Origin of the sequence: Microbulbifer epialgicus (assembly GCF_041447265.1) — a bacterium.
GTDB classification, from domain to species: Bacteria; Pseudomonadota; Gammaproteobacteria; order Pseudomonadales; family Cellvibrionaceae; genus Microbulbifer; species Microbulbifer epialgicus.
In genome coordinates, this window is record NZ_JBGMEK010000209.1 from 1 (window position 1) to 1,839 (window position 1,839).

Sequence of the window (1,839 nt, forward strand, 5' to 3'; positions counted from 1 at the left end):
AAAACAACACATACTGGGATGAAAATATGACTTAAAAGCTTGACGAAGAACCATAGTCACTTGTTATGCTCTCGATATCGCTATTTCTTTCTCTCTTGCATATCGAACTTTTGGATCACGTATTTCATAAATTACGCCACCCTGACTAGTCTTACCCCCAGTTTTTTTAATTAGTCCCATGTTCTCCATGGATACGACATAGTTATTTGTGGAACCGCCAGTTTTTGCGGCATCCTTTAGTTTGTTCTTAGTAAATTCGTTTGAATCAAGCTTCATAAGGTGTTTGATATATGAATATATATCCATAGAATCGGCTCGTGCGTTCGCTTTTCGTGGATAGTATTCATAATAATTAAATTGCTTAACAAATTTCTCGATACCTAAATGTACAGCTTTGGCCGTTATTTTTGAGCCACTGTCTAACTCAAACTGCGAAACAATTGATTTGTCAAGCAAATGCCAAAAATCTCGTGGGTTTTCGTTGCACATCAGCACTAGTTCATTAATCGCATCATACGAATTTTCTTCAAAAATTGATTCTAGTTTTTTAGTTTCGTTATTCGAAAATGCCGATAGTCTTTTCCCAGCAGCTTCTCTTAGTCCTTTTGACGTCCAAGAAAGAGGTTGAAAACTGATTTTCTGTGTTCTTATGTTGGACTTGATAGAATTAAATGGCGTCGACCAAGTGAATAAAACCACGTTAAAACTATCGTTTATCATAATTTTATTGTTTGAAGCGATTCCTTCAATATACTTCGCGATTCTTTCTGCATCATTCTTAAATCTTGGATCTTCATCAATTTTGTCAATAAGTATAACTATCTGTTTAATATTAGACTTTAGGATTAACTTACAAAGCTTATCTAAATAGTGGAAACTTCTATCCTCTAGAGTAAATGTTTCGTCGATCTCAGTTTCTAGTTTAATAAAGTACTCTGCATCGCCACTATCAAATTCAGGTAAAGCGGAAAAATGTTTTGTAATTGCATCGCTAACTGCTTTAGTTGCAGCTTTCATGCCATAATTAAGAATTATTCTGAACAAATTATACAATTTTATTCCAGTTCTTTTAAGAAACCCATTTTGTATTATTTTAATATGTTCCTTCAGCTGATTTTTGGTTGATGTGGGGACGTATTCGCTCAAGTACATTGAAAGATCTATTCTTTCGTCATTATCATACTTCCAGAGAACATTAGGGCTAAAACTCATTTTTATGAAGAAATGTCCTGCAATTACTTCGGTTATGAATTTGTATACATCATCATGGCTGTAGTTTTCTGCAAGCTTTGAAAAATCTTCTAGCCGTACAAGAAGCGTATCCTTCGTGTCTTTCCTTCTTCCTATATCGAGGTTTAGTGCGGTCTTTCCAGAGCCGCGCTCGCCGGAGATGATAATCGAACTTCCAGAAATCAACTCATTAATGACAGAGTAATTTGAAGGCTTTTTATAGATTTCTTCGGCTTTATCCATTTCGGCTTCAGCTGTGAATTTTGAAAATGGATAACTCTTCAACCCTAGAGACTTGTAATACGCTTCAAATTCCAAGAAACACTCCTTGTTCGATAGCAAGTAGGCTAATCAATATTGATAGTGGTATAACAACGTATTCAAAAGAAGCTGTATCATATCATTTGTCAACATATCCCAAGAATGGGAAATCACTCTAACCAGAATAAACATATCAATCATCATGTTAGTCATTACTGGCACAAAATTACTCTAGTGGTCCATGCGGAAAGTAATGTAACTAATGGAGAATTGTCCGTATAATGTATCTTCTATGCGTACACCTAAACCTTTTCAAGTTTCTGATAATGAAGCGTCCATTCTGAACGA

1 protein-coding gene is annotated in these 1,839 nt (G+C 35.1%); it reads right to left on the bottom strand.

The genetic code is table 11. The features are described 5' to 3' along the window. Positions 1 to 63: 63 nt before the first annotated feature. Complete coding sequence (locus ACCI49_RS24520) at positions 64 to 1,548, bottom strand: anti-phage protein (protein ID WP_371841880.1); 1,485 nt, start codon at positions 1,546 to 1,548, stop codon at positions 64 to 66. Positions 1,549 to 1,839: the final 291 nt, after the last annotated feature.